At 66.6% G+C, this 17913-nt stretch carries 10 protein-coding genes; 4 read left to right on the top strand and 6 right to left on the bottom strand.

Translation table 11 applies throughout. The features are described 5' to 3' along the window. Positions 1-45 precede the first annotated feature (45 nt). Genes CBW24_RS09680 through CBW24_RS09695 form a run of 4 tightly spaced genes read right to left on the bottom strand, consistent with a single transcriptional unit; the run spans position 46 to position 3572 of the window. Positions 46-663: an amino acid synthesis family protein gene (locus CBW24_RS09680; RefSeq protein WP_232529670.1), complete on the bottom strand. Its 618-nt coding sequence runs from the start codon at positions 661-663 to the stop codon at positions 46-48. Beyond that, on the bottom strand, positions 663-1247 hold the full coding sequence (locus CBW24_RS09685; protein ID WP_088661821.1) for an amino acid synthesis family protein: 585 nt from the start codon (positions 1245-1247) through the stop codon (positions 663-665). The genes CBW24_RS09680 and CBW24_RS09685 overlap by 1 nt, the downstream gene beginning before the upstream one ends. Beyond that, entirely contained in the window at positions 1240-2112 is an 873-nt protein-coding gene (locus tag CBW24_RS09690; RefSeq protein ID WP_198405168.1) for a UPF0280 family protein, read from the bottom strand. Before CBW24_RS09690 ends, CBW24_RS09685 begins: the two co-directional genes overlap by 8 nt. Beyond that, positions 2109-3572 carry a 6-hydroxynicotinate reductase gene (locus CBW24_RS09695; RefSeq protein ID WP_232530311.1) on the bottom strand — a complete coding sequence of 488 codons (1464 nt, stop codon included), beginning with the start codon at positions 3570-3572 and terminating at the stop codon, positions 2109-2111. The genes CBW24_RS09690 and CBW24_RS09695 overlap by 4 nt, the downstream gene beginning before the upstream one ends. 584 nt (positions 3573-4156) lie before the next feature. Here CBW24_RS09695 and CBW24_RS09700 point away from each other — a divergent pair. From CBW24_RS09700 to CBW24_RS09715, 4 genes are read left to right on the top strand one after another with little or no spacing between them, the layout of a single operon-like run. Continuing rightward, entirely contained in the window at positions 4157-4993 is an 837-nt protein-coding gene (locus tag CBW24_RS09700; protein ID WP_097373461.1) for an FAD binding domain-containing protein, read from the top strand. A 4-nt stretch (positions 4994-4997) separates the two neighbouring features. Continuing rightward, positions 4998-7727 carry a molybdopterin-dependent oxidoreductase gene (locus tag CBW24_RS09705; protein ID WP_097373462.1) on the top strand — a complete coding sequence of 910 codons (2730 nt, stop codon included), beginning with the start codon at positions 4998-5000 and terminating at the stop codon, positions 7725-7727. Continuing rightward, positions 7724-9823, top strand: coding sequence for a hydantoinase/oxoprolinase family protein (locus CBW24_RS09710; protein WP_097373463.1), 2100 nt, complete (start codon positions 7724-7726; stop codon positions 9821-9823). The genes CBW24_RS09705 and CBW24_RS09710 overlap by 4 nt, the downstream gene beginning before the upstream one ends. Beyond that, the gene (locus tag CBW24_RS09715) at positions 9820-11595 is read left to right on the top strand and encodes a hydantoinase B/oxoprolinase family protein (RefSeq protein ID WP_097373464.1); all 1776 of its coding nucleotides are present in this window, start codon (positions 9820-9822) and stop codon (positions 11593-11595) included. Before CBW24_RS09710 ends, CBW24_RS09715 begins: the two co-directional genes overlap by 4 nt. Positions 11596-12081: 486 nt before the next feature. Here the strand turns inward: CBW24_RS09715 and CBW24_RS09720 are convergent, their stop codons facing one another. Then, entirely contained in the window at positions 12082-15747 is a 3666-nt protein-coding gene (locus CBW24_RS09720) for a Hint domain-containing protein (protein WP_088661816.1), read from the bottom strand. Positions 15748-16745: 998 nt separating this feature from the next. Next, complete coding sequence (locus CBW24_RS09725; RefSeq protein WP_097373465.1) at positions 16746-17912, bottom strand: DUF3618 domain-containing protein; 1167 nt, start codon at positions 17910-17912, stop codon at positions 16746-16748. Between the last annotated feature and the right edge of the window lies 1 nt (position 17913).

A 17913-nucleotide genomic window follows, 5' to 3' on the forward strand; every position in this document is an offset into this window, starting at 1 on the left:
TGGTGACTGTGACTGCTGGGAAAGGCAAAGGCGGGACAGGCGCGGCTAGCGCAATCCATCCTCGCCGGTGATCTCATCGTGTCGCAGGCCGCCCACGCGCGCCAAGGGCCGCCCGGTCAGCGACAGCCCCACAGCGACGAGGATTTCGCCCGCGCGCGGGGCGTCGGACATCCGCACCTCCATCCCGTCGAAATGCGACCGCACATAGGCCGCGTCTTTGTGGCCCAAGGGCAGATCGAGCACCTGCCCCGGACCTCCCATCCGCTTGGTCGAGGGGATCAGCGCGCGCCCGCCACCGATCACCGCCCGCAAAGGCGCGCCCATCGACGGGTGCAGCAGCGCGGCGGCATGTTCCCATTCGCCGTCTTCGCCCACCATTGCGGATTTGCCATAGCCCTGCACTGCCTCCGGTGCGCATCCCAGCGCGTCGAGCGCCGCGCGGGCCAGCACCTCCCCCAGCGCCGCGCCGGTGTCGATCAGCGGCGTCAGGTCCGGCTCGAAACGTCCGGCGAACGGGTTGGCGATGACGGCAGCGGCCAGCGCGCGGATGGCGGGCGGGGTGACCGCCTGCCCCATTTCGCGTTCCGTCCGCTCGACCTGCGTGACCAGTTTCCTGATGCCCAGATCGCGCGCCCGTGCGCCCATCTCCGCCGCCGCGCGCATCAGCGCAGCCCGTCCTTGCCCTCGACCTCGGAGGATTTGAGACCGCCGACGCGGGCATGGATGCGCGAGCCGGTCGACATGACCAGCACCAGCAGCAATTCATCGGCCTTCGGACCATCGGGCAGGCCGACCTCCATCGCGTCGAAATGCGACCGCACATAGGACGCGTTGGCATGGGTCAGCGGCACGTCGAGCCGGGTGCCGGGGCCGCCGATCTTCTTGGTCGACGGCACGATGGCGGCAGAGGCGGGCATCAATTCGCGCATCGCATAGCCGCCGGGCACATGCCACAGCGCGCCGTGTTCCAGCTCGCCATTGGTGCCGATGATCGCGCCCTTGCCGTAGCCTTCGATCGCGCCCGCATCGCCGCCGAGCGCGTCGATCAGATCCTTGGCCATCTGGACGCCCAGCGGCTTCAGATCCTCCATGAAGGGGGCGATCTCCGCGTGGTAGCGCCCGGCATAGGGGTTGGCGATCACCGACATCGCGGCGGCGCGGCGCAGCGGCACCTCCGGCGCGGGACCGCCCTCGTGGAAGGTGGTTTCGGTGATGATCGCGGATTTCCGCAGCACGATCTCAGGCAAGGGATAGCTCCTCCTCATGAATGTCGCTCAGCATGCGCCGTTCGCCCGCCAGCGCAAGACAGGCATCGACGATAAGCCCGGCGCCGCGCATGGCGCGCGCCTGCTCCAGCCCGGCAGCCAGCGCGCAGGCGATGTCCTGCGCCGCCAAGGGCCCGACGGCGGTGGTGACGGCTCGCGCGCCCAGATCACTGTCGGGCGACAGCAGATGCGCGGGCACACGGGTGATCGCGGGATGACCGGGCAGATCGACGGCATTGGCGATCAGGGTTGCGGCGGCATCCGCATGGGCCGCGTCCCGTGCCAGCACCGTCACCGCATCGGCGATGCCCAGGGAATGCGACCGCCCCTGCCAGCCGGATGTGGCAACGCCACCGATGCCGCTGCCATGGGCGATGCGCGCCATACCGCCGGCGCGGGGCTGTGCGGGATCTTCGCAAATCGCCACGTCAAAGCCCTGCCCCCGGTCCAGCCATAGCGCGATATCGCCGCCATTGTTCACATGGGCTCGCGTCAGCCCGTGATCGGGGCTGAGCGCGGCGGCCAGCAGGTGATCGGCGACCGCCCCCGCCACGGCGGCCATCGGCGTCACGAACAGGAACCGGGCCGTCGCGCGCACCATCGCCTGCGCAATCGGTCCCATGGGCATTGGGCCTGTGGCCGTCCGCAGGCGCGGCAATTCCTGCGCCAGCGGGGTCAGCACATCGCGAAATGCCGTGGCGACCCGGCGCTGAGCGGCCCGCACCGCCGCCTCCGGCCCATCGGCCACGAAGATCGCGTCAATCGGACCGTGCAGCAGCCGCAAGCGCCGCCCATCGCGGGAGCGCAGCGCGCGCGGCGCCTCCACGAAGGCGGCAGGGCCGTTCATTCGGCGACCTTGGGCGTGCGCGGGGTGCCGCCCTCGACCGGCCAAGGCGCGCGCTGCTGCCGGGCCACCGTGCGACGCCCCGACAGCACATGGTCGGACTGACGCCCCGGCATGCCCTTCAGCGCCTCCGCCAGCGGAACGACATAATCCATATGCCCGCCAAGCGCGGCGTAATCGGCTGCGGACATGGTGAATTCGATGGGCGCGACCAATGCAGGCGTCGGCACATAGCCAAAGGCGTTTTTCGGCATCTGCGTCACATCGGCCATGAAGGTGATGCCACCGCCGGGCCACATCAGCACCGGCGCGCCGCCCACTGTCACGCGGGTCAGGGCCGATTGCACCGACCGGGTCAACCGCACCGGATTTTCGGTCACGCCGGAGCGCAGCGAGCCGCCTGCCCCCGCCATGAACAGCACCGAGGTCAGCGCCGGTTCGCAATTCTCCTCGATCCGCGCAACGGAGGGGCGCAGCCGGTCGGGCATATCCTGCTGCACCGGGATCAGGTCGTCGTTCAGCTCGTAATAGGCGGCGTTCTCGCCCGTGGTCGACACCATCAGCAGCGTCATGCCCGGACGCGCCTGTTTCGGGTTCCAGTCGCCAAGGATGGTCAGCGGATCGGTCAGATCGGTGCCGCCCCAGCCGGTGCCGGGCTCGGCCACCTGAAAATAGCGTCCGGGCGTGGAGCGGCGGCCAAGGATCTTGATGCCGGTCGGCTCCCATCCGATGACCTTGCCCGCCTGATGCTCGGACATGACGCCAGTGATGTGGTCATCGACCACCACCACCTCGTCCACCAGCCCCTGCCACTGCGCGGCGAACATCCCCACGGTGGCGGAGCCGCAACCGACCCGCATGCGTTCTTCGCGCTGGCCGTTGACGATGGGCGCCTGCCCCGCCGCGATGGTCAGATCCGCGCCGCCGTCGATGGTGACGTCGATCGCCGCGCCATTGCACAGCGCCAGCAGCGACGCACAGGTGATGCGGCCTTCTTTCTTCGAGCCGCCGGTGAGGTGATGCACCCCGCCGAGCGACAGCATCTGACTGCCATATTCGGACGTGGTGACATGGCCGATGGGTTCGCCATCCACCCGCACCGGGGCGCATTCGGGGCCCAGATGCCGGTCGGTGTCGATTTTCACCTTGGCGCCGCAATAGCTGAAAATGCCCTCAGTCACGATGGTGACCATATCGGCCCCGCGATATTCCGATGCGACGATGAAGGGCGCGGGCTTATAATCGGGATAGGTCGTGCCAGCCCCGACAGCGGTGACGAAATGTTCCTCTCCGGTGATCAGGTCGCCATCCCATTCGCGGTCCAGAAACGGCACCAGATCCCCCTCGCCGCCCGCGCTTTCGCGATTTTCGATGATGGTGAGCGGGTCGAGCCGCACCAATTGCCCATCCTCGTTGGCATAGCGGTCGCACGCGCCGGAGCGGCCCTCGGCGATGTAGCACATCACCGGGCAGGCATCGCAGCGGATCTTCTCGGCGCGCGCACGGGCGGGCGCGGCGGCGGGCGCGGGCGCGGGCGCGGTGTCTGGCTGCGGCTGGGCGGTCGAAGGCGGGATGGTGTCGGTCACGTCGCATGCTCCGTTGGGTGCGGATGACGGACGGGCGCACGGGATGCGCTGGCTGTCTCCGCCCTTGCGGGTTTGTTTGTATACGAACGCATATGAGTCGGCGTTCTGTCAATCGTTTCGATGATCGCCGCAGGTCGCGAGGCGCTGAACGAAAAATACGACCAAATTTTAGGCATCACCGCCCCCGCCCCACGCCCAGCGAGGCGATGCTATCGCCGCCAGCCCGCCGATACTGCCCGCGAAATAGGCAGATCGGCTGACCGTTATCGTATGCATACAAACAAAATGACGTGAAAGCGCCTTTTCCTGCCGCCGCGTCGCAAAGCGCATTGACAGAATTTCAGGCGACTCCCTAGGCTAAGCACAAGACGTATGCACACAAATGAAGTGCGCCAAACAACAAGCGTCGCCCGCCAACAGCTGCTATCCTTCGCGGATGGCCCGCCGACAGGAGGTTCGCCATGACCCTGCATCGCCCGCAGACGCTCGACGCCGCGCTGGAGCTTGCGGCGCGCGGCCTGCCCATATTGGCCGGGGGGACGGATCTCTATCCTGCCCTGCGCGACGGCCCTGCCCCCGATGCCATGCTGGACCTGACCGCCGTGGCCGGGTTGCGCGGCATTGCGCTGGACGCAGGTCACTGGCGGATCGGGGCGGCGACGACATGGACCGACATCATCCGCGCTGGTCTGCCGCCGCAATTCGCCGGGCTGGTGGCCGCCGCGCGGGAAGTAGGCTCGGTGCAGATCCAGAACACCGCGACCGTCGCCGGAAACCTGTGCAATGCCTCCCCCGCCGCCGATGGGGTGCCGCCGCTGCTGACGCTGGATGCGGAAGTGGAATTGGCGGGGCGTGACGGGCTGCGGCGGCTGCCTCTCGCGAGGTTCATCACCGGCGTGCGGCGCACCGCGCGCGATCCCGGCGAAATCGTCACCGCCATCCACATCCCCGACCGTCCCACCGCGCGCGCAGGCTTCGTCAAGCTGGGCGCGCGCAGGTATCTGGTGATCTCCATCGCGATGACCGCCGTGCTGATCGAGACGGAGGGGGAGGTCATCACCCGCGCGGCGGTGGCCGTGGGCGCCTGTTCGCCCGTGGCGCAGCGGCTTGCGACGCTGGAGACGGCGCTGACGGGCGCACGAATGGCCGATATGCCTGAGATCTGCGCCGACACGCCATTGCCGGAACTGACACCCATCGACGACATCCGCGCCAGCGCCGCCTACCGCATCACCGCGCCGCGCACCCTGATCGCGCGCGCGCTGACGCAGGCCCTTTCCACCCCGGACGCGGAGTAGCCCCATGTCGCTCGACCTTGCCCATCCGCAGATCACCCTGACGCTGAACGGCGAAACGCTCGCCCTGCCCGCCCGCGCCACCGACCGGCTGTCGGAGGTGCTGCGCGATCGCGCCGGGGCAAAGGACGTCAAGATCGGTTGCAATGCGGGCGATTGCGGGGCCTGCACCGTGCTGCTGGACGGCGCGCCGGTCTGTGCCTGCATCACCGCCGCCGGGCAAGCCGAAGGCCGCCGGGTCGAGACGCTGAGCGGGCTGGTGGCGCAAGATCCGCTGGCGCAGGGGCTGGCACGGGCGTTCCAAGCACGGCAAGCGGCGCAATGCGGTATCTGCACGCCCGGCATGATGGTATCCGCCGTGGCGCTGCTGCGCCAAGGCCCGCCACAGGGTGAAACGGAGGTCGCCGATGCCTTGGGCGGCGTGCTGTGTCGCTGCACCGGCTATCGCAAGATCATTGACGCGGTTCTGGATGCAGGCGCGGATCTGCCCAACCCCGCCGCGGGCGGTGTTGGCACCGCGATGCCCCGGCTCGATGGCTGGGCTAAGGTCTCGGGCACCGAACGCTTCGCCGATGATGTCGCCCCGTCGGATGCGCTCTATGCCCGCGTGATCCGCTCGCCCCACCACCGCGCGCGGTTCCGCTTCGGCGATCTGGAAGCGTTTCGCGCCGATAACGGGCTGGCGCTGGTGCTGACGGCCGCTGACATTCCCGGCGAAAACAGCTTTGGCGTCATTCCGGGCTTCATCGACCAGCCGGTCATGGCCGAGGGCGAAGCGCGGTTCCGGGGCGAACCGGTCGCCTGCGTCGTGGGCGATCCCGCCGCGCTGGAGGCAATGGCCGACTTCCCCGTGACATGGGAGGAACTGACCCCGGTGCTGGAAAGCGCTCAGGCGCGCGGCGGCGATCTGCTGCATGCAGGCCGGGCCGAGAACATCATGACCCGCGGCTGGGTCAATCGGGGCGATACCGACGCCGCGCTGGCACAGGCCGCGCATGTGGTGGAGGGCAATTTTTCGACCGGTTTCATCGAACATGGCTATATCGAGCCAGAGGCCAGCGTGGCCCGGCGCGTGGGCGACCGGATCGAGGTGCAGTGCTGCACGCAGGCCCCCTTCATGAACCGCGAAGCGCTGGCCCGGATCATGGCCCTGCCCGAAGACGCGGTGCGGATCATCCCCACGGCGGTCGGCGGCGGATTCGGATCGAAGCTTGACCTGACGACCCAGCCTTTTACCGCGCTGGCCGCGTGGCGGTTGGGGGTGCCTGTGCGGCTGGCCCTGACGCGGGTGGAATCGATCAGCTCCTCGACCAAGCGGCATCCTTCGGCGATCCATATGCGCATCGGGGCGGATGCCGAGGGCCGGATTGTCGCCGCCGATTTCAAGGGCGATTTCAACACCGGCGCCTATTCCAGCTGGGGCCCGACTGTGGCGAACCGGGTGCCGATCCATGCCTCCGGCCCCTATCGCACCCCCAATTACCGGGCAGAAAGTTTCGGCCTGCATACCAATTGCGCGCCAGCGGGGGCGTTTCGCGGCTTCGGCGTGCCGCAATCGGCGGTGGCGCAGGAGCAGCTTTATGATGAGATGGCGCTTGCGCTTGGCATCGACCGGCTGCGCTTCCGCCGGATGAACTGCCTGCAAAACGGCGATCCCACCGGAACGGGGCAAGTGTTCGAGCGCGGCATGGGGATCGATGCCTGTTTTGACGCGCTGATCCCAGCATGGGAGCGCGCGCAGGCCGAGGTCGCCGCCTATAACGCGCGCGCAGCGGCAGACGGCCTGCGCATCCGGCGCGGCATCGGCGTGGCGGGCGGCTGGTATGGCTGCGGCAACACCTCGATCTCGAACCCTTCGACCATCCGCGCGGGCGTGACGCCGCAGGGCGAGATCCGGCTGCATCAGGGCGCGGTCGATATCGGACAGGGCGCCAATACCGTTATCACCCAGATCTTCGCCACCGCGCTGGGGGTCAGCCCCGATGCGATCACGATCATCGGCCCCGATACCGATGTGACGCCTGACGCGGGCAAGACCTCGGCCAGCCGCCAGACCTTCATCACCGGCAATGCCGCGCGGCTCTGTGGCGAGGCGCTGCGCGCGCAGATCCTGCGGCTGGGCAATGTTTCTGACGCCGCGATGATCGGCACCGGGCCCGAAGGACTGACACTCAGCGATGGCGGTGAGCCGCGCCGCGTCACCCTGCCCGACCCGGTGGGCGATTACGCGCTGGAAGCGGTGGAAAGCTACGATCCGCCGACCACCCCGCTGGATGACAACGGCCAAGGCGACCCCTATGCGGTGTTCGGCACCACCGCGCAGATGTGCGAATTGGAGGTCGATCTGGATCTCGGCACCGTCAAGCTGCTGAAGATCACCGCCGCCCATGATCTGGGCCGGGCCATCAACCCGCTGCTGGTCGAAGGTCAGGTGGAGGGCGGCGTGGCCCAAGGCATCGGGCTGGCGCTGATGGAGGAATTCCTGCCCGGCCGCACCGAAAACCTGCATGACTACCTGATCCCGACCATCGGCGACGTGCCCCCCATCGAGACGCTGATCATCGAAAGCGGCGACATGCACGGCCCCTATGGCGCCAAGGGTCTGGGCGAGCATTGCCTGATCCCGACCGCGCCCGCTGTGCTTAACGCGATCGCGGATGCGACCGGCATCCGCATCCGCCACCTGCCCGCCACGCCGGACCGCATCCGCGCCGCCATCGCCGAAAGCAACGCATGAATATCGAGACGCAAGTGACTGTAGATAAATCCGAAACCAAGTCCGCTGGCGCTGGCATCGTGGCCGGGGTCGATGTCGGCGGCACCTTTACTGATCTGGTGTTCTATGACGCGCCGAAGGGCGAAGTGCGGCTGGCCAAGGTGCCGACGACGCTCGACAATCAGGCAATTGGCGTGGTGGCGACGCTGGATGCGGCGGATGTCGATATCGCCGCGCTCGACCTGATCGTGCATGGCACCACGACAACGACCAACGCCGTACTGGAACGCACCCTGTGCAAGACCGGGCTGATCACCACCATGGGCTTCCGCGACGTGCTGGAACTGGGCCGCCGCACCCGCCCGCAAGCCTATGGGATGAAGGGTGATTTCAAACCTTTAATCCCCCGCGATCTGCGCCGCGAGGTGCCGCAGCGGATGGATTACACCGGCGCCGTGCTGACCGACCTGGACGAAGACGCTCTGCGCGATGAATTGCGCGCACTGGTGGCGGAGGGTTGCGAAGCATTGGTGATCCATTTCCTCCACGCCTATGCCAACCCGGCGCATGAGTTGCGCGCAGGCGAAATCGCCGCCGAGATCTGGCCCAACGGCAATATCACCATGGGCCACGCGCTGCTGTCGGAAAGCCGCGAGTTCGAGCGCGGGGTGACGGCGGCGGTCAATGCCTCGGTCCAGCCGCTGCTGCGGCGCTATGTCGAGCGGCTGGCCGATACGCTGGCGGCACGCGGCTACCGCCATGACGTGCTGGTGATGAACGGCAATGGCGGCATGGTTTCCGCCCGGATCGTCGCGCGCGAGGCCGCTAAGACGGTGATGAGCGGCCCGGCGTCTGGCGTGATGGCCGCGGCCTATACCGGGCGGCGTGCGGGCATTCCCGATCTGCTGACCTATGACATGGGCGGCACCTCCACCGATGTGGCGATGATCCGCGGCGCGGAGCCTGCGGTGAGCCACGAGATCGAGGTCGAATATGCGATGCCGATCCATGTGCCGATGGTCGATGTGCGCACCGTGGGTGCAGGCGGCGGCTCCATCGCGCGGGTGACGGCGGCGGGGTTGTTGCAGGTCGGTCCTGAAAGCGCAGGCTCCACCCCCGGCCCCATTTGCTACGGGCGCGGCGGCACGGAGCCCACGATCTCAGACGCCAATCTGCTGTTGGGGCGGATGAACCCCGACAAACTCAACGCGCAGTCCTCGCCTGTGTCGCTGGACACGATCCGCGCGGCCTTTGCAGATAAACTGGGCACGCCACTGGGGCTGGACCCGGTGCAGGCAGCGGCGGCGGTGCTGCGGCTGGGCACGGCGCGGATGGCCGATGCGGTGCGCATGGTGTCCATTTCGCTGGGCGAAGACCCGCGCGATTTCGCGCTGTTTGCATTTGGCGGTGCGGGGCCGCTCCACGCCACGGCAATCGCGCGGGAACTGGGCGTGCCGCGCGTGCTGGTCCCGGCGCGGCCCGGCATCACCAATGCGCTGGGATGCGTGGTGGCCGATTTGCGCCATGACTTCGTGCAGACGGTGAACCGCCCGCTCGATCAGGCCGATATGGAGGAGGTGCACGCGATCTTTGCCCGCCAGATCGCCGAGGGCACCGCCGCGATCCGCGCCGAAGCGGTGGAGGTCGAAGAAATCCGCGTCATCTGCAACGTCGAGATGCAGTTCATCGGCCAGACCCACCTGCTGCGCGTCGAATTGCCCGGCCCCACGCCCAGCCGAGACGCGCTGCAACAGGCGTTCGAGGCAGCGTATTTCAAGCGGTTTCAGGTCAACCTGCCCGAAATCCGGCCCGCACTGGTGAACGTCAACACCTCTGTCATCGGGCGCCGGGCGGAGATCGATCTGGCCAAGCTGATCGACGCCGAAGGCCGCAAACCCACGCTGACGGAGGCCCAGACCGGCACACGGCAGGTGCATTTCGACGGCTGGGTCGAAACGCCGATCTACTGGCGCGATCACCTGCCGCTCGACGCGCAGCTCACCGGTCCCGCGATCATCGAGCAGATGGACACCACCATCGTGCTGGAGCCGGGCGACCGCGCCGATCAGGACCGGGACGGCAATATCATCATCACGCTGGGGAGCACCGCCGCATGAGCCTTCACCCGACATCCTCCCCCGCCGCCGATGCCGCCGCGCTGGACCCGATCACCCTGTCGGTGATCCAGTCCGGGCTGCAACAGGTCTGCGACGAGATGGATCTGAGCTTCTCCCGCGCCGCGTTCTCGCCGGTGATCGCAGAGGCCAATGACCGCTCCGACGGGATCTATTCGGCCCAAGATGGCAGCTTGATCGCCCAAGGCTCCCAAGGGCTGCCGGTGTTCGTCGGCACCATGCAATACAGCACCCGCACCCTGATTTCGATGATCGCCGAGGGCCGCGCCGCCGCGCCGAAGCCGGGCGACATCTATATCGTCAACGACCCCTATCTGGGCGGCACGCATCTGATGGATGTGCGGTTTGCCATGCCGGTCTGGCGGGGGGGCGAGATTTTCTGCTGGCTGTCGAATACCGGCCATTGGCCCGATACGGGCGGCGCGGTGCCGGGCGGGTTTTCAGCCTCCGCCACCAGTGTCGAGCAAGAGGGTCTGCGCCTGCCGCCGGTTCGGCTGTTCAAGGAAGGTGAACTGGATCAGGAGATCTATTCGATCATCTGTTCCAACATCCGTGTCGCCGATCAGCGCATCGGTGATGTAAAGGCACAGGCCGCCGCGCTTTATGTCGGCGAAGCCCGGCTGACCCGGATGCTGGACCGTTACGGCGACGCCACCGTGCGCGATGCCATTGCGGAGTTGCGCCGCCGCGCCGCCGATCAGATGCGCGCCAATGTCGCGCTGATCCCGCCGGGCACCTACCGCTCCACCGCCTATGTCGACAGCGATGGCGTGGTGGATACGCCGCTGGAGATTCGGCTGGCGATCCATGCCGATGGCACCAAACTGCGATTCGATTTCGAAGGCTCCTCGCCGCCCTGCATGGGGCCGATGAATTCGGTGCTGGCGACGACACACAGTTCCGTCTACCTCGCGATGCGCCATATCTTCCCCGATGTGCCGATCAGCGCCGGGGCGTTCGAGCCGTTGGAGATCACCCGCCCCGAGGGCACATTCCTTGACGCGCAATATCCGCGCCCCGTGTCGGGCTGCGCGGCAGAGGTCAGCCAGCGCATCGCCGAGGCGGTGTTTGCGGCGCTGGTCGAGGCCCTGCCCGACCGTGTCACCGCTGCCCCTGCGGGCAGCTCCGGCAACTTCGCGCTCGGCGGGTCGGTCCCCGAAGAGGGGCGCAACTTCGTCATGTATCAGATTTCCGGCGGGGGCTATGGCGGCTATGCGGGCGGCGACGGCATCTCCAATGGCTGTTCCACCATCGGCATTTCCAAAGCGCCGCCGGTCGAAATCATGGAGCAGCAATTCCCGGTGCTGTATCACCGCTACGCCCTGCGCGAAGGGTCCGGCGGCGCGGGCCAGCATCGCGGCGGGTTCGGGCTGGATTACGAGGTCGAGTTGCGCCGGGGCGAAGCGCGGGCGAGCTTCGTCATGGATCACGGGCGCTTCGGGCCCCAAGGCGCGCTTGGCGGGGCGGATGGCGCGGTCAACAGCGTGGTGGTTACCCAAGGCGGCCAGAGCTTTACCCCGCCGCACCTGTCCAAGGCACAAGACATCCCCCTCAAGGCTGGCGACCGCGTGCGCGTGGGCACACCCGGCGGCGGCGGCTACGGCAACCCGCTGACCCGCGATCCGTCGCTGGTCGCCGAAGACGTCCGCTTGGGCCGCTACACCCCGACGCAGGCGCGCGACATGTTCGGCGTGGCGGTGGACAGGGCCGGGCTGGTGGATGGACCGGGGACCGAGGCGCTCCGCGCCGGGTGATCCGCGAAATAGGGAGATTTCGAGGATTTACTCCATGGTATCAGAAAACGCAGTTATTCTGGCGCAACCGAAGCCTGCCCGTGGGGTGGCGCTGCAACATCCGAGCGGGTGTGCTTTATCCCACCCACATACCTCCACGCTCTAAGGTCAGCGTGAGATGGCGAAGCGCCAGCCCGCAGGGACGGGCAGGCGCTCGCTCTCGCGGCCTGCGGCCTTGTCCGAGAGCGGAAGCGCTGGGTTCGGTCGTTGTGGAACGCTGACCTTTCAGGCGCACCGCAGGCCTGCCCGTGGGGTGGCGCTGCAACAGGTGACCGGCGCGCTTTATCCCAGCCAAGCCCTTTCCCGCTCCGAGGTTAGCGCAAGATGACAAAGCGCCAGCCCGCCGGGGCGGGCAGGCGCTCGCTCTCGCGGCCTTCGGCCTTGTCCGAGAGCGGATGCGCTGAGCGGTAAGGGGGCGCTCCCGACATATCTCGCGGAGCGCCCAGCTCAGCTTACCAGCAGAACCGCCTCGTGCCGTTTCAGCGTCTTGCGCGCGGCTTGGTAGGCCGTGCGGCCCTCGGCTTGGCGCAGGTCGGGGAACAGATCGAAGATCTCAGCACGCTGGTCCTGATCCATGCCCTTCAACGAATAGTCGCCGGGCTGGAAGCTTTCGGTCCATGTGCCGTCGGACAGGACCACCTCGTGGTTGTCGAACATGAAGTGGATGTAGGTCGCCTGCGTGGCGCGGGCCCGCTCGACCCCGTCGTGGTTCAGCAAATGCTTGGCCGCGACCAGAACCTCGCGCTCCTCGAAATAGAGGCTCGCCCGGTCCGACGCGATCAGCATCCGATGGTTGGGCGACACCAGCATGTCCCGTTCGGGCAGGTTGTTGCCCAGCGATCCGGCACGGATCAGCACCGGCTGTAGATGCGGGCTTTGGCGCAGGCCATCCCAATCCAGCAGCTTCTGCCCGGTCCAGCGGATTTCCTGAATGCCGTTGTCGCGGGTGATGACCCGGTCGCCCTCGCGCAGATCCTCGACCCGGCGTTCGCCCATCGGCGTCGCGATGAGCGTGCCGGGGGTGAAGCAAGGAATGACATTCTCGATCTCCTCGAACGTCATGGTGGAGCCATCGGCGAAGTTGACGATGCCATCTTCGCGGTCGTCCGACGTGTAGGTGATGGACGACACATTGGACCCGGTCAGATCCAGCGTGTCGAAATCATCGCCGCCCGAGCCGCCGTCGACATGGTCGCCACCATTGCCGCCAAGGAACAGATCGCGGTCATCGCCCCCAAAGAGCGTATCCTCGCCCTCGCCACCGATGATCGTGTCATTGCCAGCGCCGCCATAGATGGTGTCGTCGTCGATGCCACCGTCGATATAGTCGTTTCCGGCATCGCCGTAGATTTCGTCATCGTCATCCTGACCGAAAATCCGGTCATCGCCGTCGCCGCCATGGATCACGTCGCGCCCGTTATCGGGGCGCTCGTCGGTATCGTCGGGCACATTCAGGCTGTCGGGGAAGGCCGGGTCCAGACCGCCATAGATCGTATCGTTGCCCTCGCCGCCATAAATGGTGTCGGAGCCTTCGCCGCCGACGATGTAATCATCGCCCTTGCCGCCATCGACAAAGTCATCGTCGAACCCGGCATCGATCCGGTCGTTGCCCGCACCACCATAGATGGTGTCGTTGTCATCGCCGGTGATGATCGTGTCGTTGCCGTTGCCGCCTTCGACATAGTCGCGATCGTTGTTGGGATCGGCATCGCCCGGGAACAGCCCCGGATAGCCACGGTCCGGCAGCGGATTGGCGGAATTCGGAGCGGCGGTGTTGATGTAATCGTCGCCATCATCGCCATACACGGTGTCAGAGCCATCGCCGCCGGTGATGCGGTCATTGCCCGCGCCGCCTTTGATGATGTCATCGCCCGCGCCGCCATCGACAACGTCATCGCCGCTCATCGCGTCGATGGTGTCATTGCCGGAGCCGCCCTTGATCGTATCCGCGTCGGAGCCGCCCTTGATGGTGTCGTTGCCGGCACCGCCGTCGATGGTGTCTTCGCCACCTTCGCCGTTGATGTCGTCGTCACCGTCACCGCCCAGCAGCGTGTCATTATCGGCGGAGCCACGGATGTAGTCGTCGCCTGCGCCACCGTCGATGTAGTCGTCGCCGCCATTGCCGTAGAGCGTGTCGTTCCCGGCCTCGCCGTAGATCTCATCCGCGCCTTCACCGCCGAACACCTTATCATCGCCTGCGCCCGCACGGATCAGGTCATCACCTTCGCCGCCATAGATCAGGTCGGCGTTGTTGTTGCCGATGATCGTGTCGTTGCCCGCGCCGCCCTTCAGCGTGTCGTTTCCGCCGCCACCGTCGATGTAGTCGTCACCGTCGCCGCCATCGACAACATCGTCGCCGCCCATAGCGTAGATCGTGTCATTGCCCGATCCCCCGGTGATGTTGTCAGCGTCCGATCCGCCACGGATCGTGTCATTGCCCGCACCGCCGTCGATGGTGTCCCGGCCGCCTTCGCCGTTGATGTCGTCGTCACCGTCACCGCCCAGCAGCGTGTCGTCATCGGCACCGCCACGGATGAAATCATTCCCCGCGCCGCCATCGATGTAATCGTCACCGCCATTGCCGTAGAGCGTGTCGTTCCCGGCCTCGCCGTAGATCTCGTCATTGCCCGCGCCGCCGAAGACCTTATCGTCGCTGGCGCCCGCGCGGATCAGGTCATCGCCTTCACCGCCATAGATCAGGTCGGCGTTGTTGTTGCCGATGATCGTGTCGTTGCCCGCGCCGCCCTTCAGCGTGTCGTCGCCGCCACCGCCATCGATGTAGTCGTCGCCGTCGCCGCCATCGACAACATCGTCGCCGCCCATGGCGTAGATCGTGTCATTGCCCGAACCGCCGGTGATGTTGTCCGCGTCGGAGCCGCCCTTGATGGTGTCGTTCCCGGCACCGCCGTCGATGGTGTCTTCGCCACCTTCGCCGTTGATGTCGTCGTCACCGTCACCGCCCAGCAGCGTGTCATTATCGGCGGAGCCACGGATATAGTCGTCGCCTGCGCCACCGTCGATGTAATCGTCGCCGCCATTGCCGTAGAGCGTGTCGTTCCCGGCCTCGCCGTAGATCGTGTCGTTGCCCTCGCCGCCGAATACGGTGTCATCGCCGTCACCGCCATAGATGGTGTCGTCGCCCGTGCCACCATGCAGGCGGTCATTGCCGCCTTCCCCATAAAGCGTGTCATTCCCCGCTTCGCCATAGAGGACGTCGTCGCCCGCGCCGGTGTCGGTCGCCGCGCTCGTCGCACCGCCGCCGTCATACTGGGTGCCGTTGCTGTCGCCATAGATGACGTCATCGCCCTCGCCGCCCCGGACCGTGTCGCTGCCGGACCCTGCATAGACCTCGTCATCCCCCGCGCCCGACAGCACCGTGTCGTCGCCATCCCCGGCCAGCACGATATCGTCCTGCGGGGCCTCGCCGGGCAGCAGCGCGTCGGAATTGTCGATGAAATCGCCTTCGGGGTCGTCCGCATAGGCCGCGTCGATCAGATCTCCGGCCAGCGTGCCTTCGACCAGACCGTCGCGGGGCAGCTGCGGCTCGTTGTCTTCGTCGTCGATGCAATCGAAGGCAAATTCCGACAGGCCGATCGTGCCCGCGCTGCTGCTGCTGTCACCGTCCGTATGGATCACCTGAATCGAGGAAACCGGGCCGGGGATGGTCACTGTCACGCTGTCCGCGGCACCGGACCCGTCCACGCCGGGATTGACGTTGCCGCCCCCTTCGATGGTGTTGCCGTTGACCTGATGGTGCGAAGTGAGGTTCGAGAAAGTCACCGGCAGCACATTGCCTTCGGCATCCTTGGCGATGACCGTCACCCGGTCATCCCAGCCCCGGCCCGCATCGACGTCATAGATGGCAAAGGTCACATTCTCGACCGGCTCGGAGAAGTCGACATAGGCTTTCGACGTGTTGCAGCCCGGCGATGACCAGAGCACCCCGTTATACCATTTGAACCCCGCATCCCCGTGGCCGTCGGGCGTTTTCAGCGTGACATCCACGTCGCCACAGCTGGAGGTGACGTCGTCGTCATCGTCCCTGTCGCACTTGTCCCAGTCGGTCTTGTAGTCGTGATCACGGCTGTGATGGTCATCGGAACGGTAGGTCATAATCGGTAATCCTCACATGAACGCTGGGCGGACGGCGTGCCTCAGCGGGCACAGGCGTGAATGGCGCAAGATCGCGGCAGTGGCGTGACGGGGTCGGACAGATACGGCGACAAAAGCGCGGCGGACCATGAAACTCGGATTGACCTCACGGCAGGCCGCCGCGCCGGGGCGGCTGGTGCCAAGGCGCGCCGCACGATCTGCGCCACCGGTGCGGCAGCACAGCAGCGCGACCGGAAACGATCCGGTCCGCGACGCAGCGGTGCTGAAAAATCGGGTGGTGCGAGACACGAGCAGCTTCCTTGACTGCCCCCAGAGAGATCATCCCGGATGCGGTGAAGCCGTCCCTGAAACCGCCGCACGAAGATCGCAGCAGACTGTCACGCGCCCAAGGCAGCCGGCGCCACGGGCAAGCCGCGGTCCTATCCGTTATATGCTCGGGTATCCTGCAGACACGCGAGACAGACGTGACGGTCGGCCGGACGCGCCATAGACACGCCAACGCCGGTTTCCGAAACGGCCGCCCCCGCAGCCAGATATGTCACCCCCCAGTCGGGCACGTTAAGTTATAGGTCAGCAGGACCGACCGGGCCAGCATATTTCTGCCGCATTTCAGCCGCGAACGAAGCACATTCTCGCCCATAAAGTCATGCCGATCAGCAATTTGCGCGCTTAGGTTGAGTTGATTGTTTCCGCTGCGGAACCAACGCGCCACCGCCTTTGATTGCAAATTGCATATATTAAGAAGAAATCGCGCATCTCGCGCCCGATCAGGCACTGCTGACTGCCCGACATCGCAGGATTGTTCACGCCCCAACCCGCACCGCCGCAGGATGAAAAAATTTTTGGGCCCCTGCCCTAATCTGCCCAAAACCACACCAGATCGGGGCGCAAATGTGGCGAAACTGTGACCCAGTCCCGCCATCCGAATCACGCGACGCCAAACGAAAAGCGCCCGCCGAATGGGGCGGGCGCTTCTGTAACTACTTCAGGGGTCGAGATCAGGAACCGGGCTTGCCCAGCTTCTCTTCCTCGGCCTTGGACTTGGCGGCTTCGGCCACCCGGCGCACGGAATCTTCCGCACGGTCGACGACCGCATCGGCGGCGGAACCGCTGCCTTGAGTCTTGTCGTCGGCGGTGTCTTTCACCGAACGCGCAACATCCTCGGCGTCGGACCGGGCTTTCTCACCCTGCTTGCGGGCCTCGCCCATCGCGGCATCCGCGACGCGCAGCGCCTTGGCTTTTTCTTCGGCAAAGATCGCTTCGGCCTCATGGTAGAGGCGGTCGCTATCCTCTCCGAAATGCTCGTCCTCCATGCGGGTGCGCGGCAGCGCCCCGGCAATGGCGGCACCCACGGCAAAGGCCAGCGCGCCTGCGACGATCGGATGCTCCTCGAAGAAGTCCTGCGCCTGATCGACCCCGCGGGAGGCGTAGCGCCCCGCTTGCTCGCGCGCCTCGATGGCACGTTCACGGGCCGCGATGATGCGCTCACGCGCGCTTTCGCTCAGGCTTTCGGTGCCTTCGGACAGGCTCCGCGCAATCGCCTCGGACCGATCCCGCACCCGGCCTGCGCCGCGCGACACACCGTCCGAGACGCTGGCCCCGGCGGCCCGCACGCTGTCGCTTGCCGACCGACCAGCCGCGCCGACACGGGCCCCCGCATCGGACACGCGATCCCCGGCGGCGCTCATCTTATCGCTCGCCGCGCTTTGGGCGTTGTGCAGACCGGCGCGGGCGCGCTGGCTTGCCGTCGGACCATGCCCCGCATCGGTGAACCACGCCGGACCATCGCCCGAAGGCACCGGACCGCGCGGCGGGATGAACGCGTCATTGCGCGCGTCACGACGCCCGGCACGGGTGCCCTTTGCCGGATCGCGGCGGCTCAGGTCACGGGCGCGATCCTCGATACGATCGGCGCTCGGCCCCTGACCGAAAATCAGCCACCCCAGACCAACGCCGGTCAAGGCGAGGGCCAGCGGATTATCCCGCGCGGCGGTCGAAATGGACTTGCCGATATCGCCGCCATGGGCGCGGAAATTGCTGGTGACGGTGCGCATGATATTCTCGGGCGAGAAGGTATCTTGCAGGCTTTCCACCGAATGCTTCAGCTGTTCGCGATCCCGCTCCAGCTCGCGTTCGATCTCGTCGGTTGATCTTGTATCGCTCATA

Source organism: Pacificitalea manganoxidans, assembly GCF_002504165.1.
GTDB lineage: Bacteria > Pseudomonadota > Alphaproteobacteria > Rhodobacterales > Rhodobacteraceae > Pacificitalea > Pacificitalea manganoxidans.

Coding starts and splice junctions, on each gene's coding strand:
- CBW24_RS09680 (WP_232529670.1), bottom strand. CDS start 663: ATGCGCGCGGCGGCGGAGATGGGCGCACGGGCGCGCGATCTGGGCATC.
- CBW24_RS09690 (WP_198405168.1), bottom strand. CDS start 2,112: ATGAACGGCCCTGCCGCCTTCGTGGAGGCGCCGCGCGCGCTGCGCTCC.
- CBW24_RS09695 (WP_232530311.1), bottom strand. CDS start 3,572: ATGTGCTACATCGCCGAGGGCCGCTCCGGCGCGTGCGACCGCTATGCC.
- CBW24_RS09700 (WP_097373461.1), top strand. CDS start 4,157: ATGACCCTGCATCGCCCGCAGACGCTCGACGCCGCGCTGGAGCTTGCG.
- CBW24_RS09705 (WP_097373462.1), top strand. CDS start 4,998: ATGTCGCTCGACCTTGCCCATCCGCAGATCACCCTGACGCTGAACGGC.
- CBW24_RS09710 (WP_097373463.1), top strand. CDS start 7,724: ATGAATATCGAGACGCAAGTGACTGTAGATAAATCCGAAACCAAGTCC.
- CBW24_RS09715 (WP_097373464.1), top strand. CDS start 9,820: ATGAGCCTTCACCCGACATCCTCCCCCGCCGCCGATGCCGCCGCGCTG.
- CBW24_RS09720 (WP_088661816.1), bottom strand. CDS start 15,747: ATGACCTACCGTTCCGATGACCATCACAGCCGTGATCACGACTACAAG.
- CBW24_RS09725 (WP_097373465.1), bottom strand. CDS start 17,912: ATGAGCGATACAAGATCAACCGACGAGATCGAACGCGAGCTGGAGCGG.